Here is a 718-nt window from a genome sequence, read left to right as displayed (position 1 = left end):
ACGGGCGAACTCCACGATCAGAATGGCATTCTTGGAGGCCAGACCAATCAGCACTATCAAGCCAATCTGCACGAAAATGTTGCTGTCACCACCCGCGAGCCACACGCCCGTCATGGCCGACAACAGGCTCATGGGCACGATCAGGATGACGGCCAGCGGCAACGTCCAGCTTTCGTACAGTGCCGCCAGCACCAGGAAGACCAACAGTACCGCCAGCGGGAACACCACCAGCGCGGTATTGCTTTGCGTGACCTGCTGGTAGCTGAGGTCGGTCCACTCCAGTTGCATGCCTGGCGGCAGCACCTTGTCTGCAATGGATTGCACTTGCTGCAATGCCTGCGATGACGACACCAGACGCGGATCAAACTCACCAATCAGGTCGGCAGATGGATAGCCGTTGAAGCGGATGACGGGATCGGGGCCGAATGTCTTGCGCACGTCCACCATGCTGCCGATGGGCACCATGTCGCCATTGGCGTTGCGGGTGCGCAGTTTGACCACGTCCTCGACAGAACTGCGGAACGGTGCGTCCGCCTGAGCCATCACCCGGAAGGTGCGGCCAAAGCGCGTGAAGTCGTTGACATACGCCGAACCCAGGTACACTTGCAGCGTATCGAAAAGATCGGTCACGGCCACGCCCTGTGCCTTCGCCTTGGTGCGGTCCAATGCGGCGTCAAGCTGCGGCACATTGGCCTGATAGGAACTGATCGGATATTGG

The 718-nt window shown here is 59.7% G+C and carries 1 pseudogene (cut by a window edge); it reads right to left on the bottom strand.

The features are described 5' to 3' along the window. Positions 1–718, bottom strand: a pseudogene (locus B3P22_RS05670) (efflux RND transporter permease subunit) (its annotated part extends 212 nt beyond the left edge of the window); the annotation flags it as partial.

It is taken from the genome of Pseudomonas sp. UBA6323, assembly GCF_002439135.1.
Classification (GTDB): domain Bacteria; phylum Pseudomonadota; class Gammaproteobacteria; order Pseudomonadales; family Pseudomonadaceae; genus Aquipseudomonas.
The sequence above is the reverse complement of the archived record's forward strand: the minus strand, read 5'-3'. Positions and strand labels throughout refer to the sequence as shown.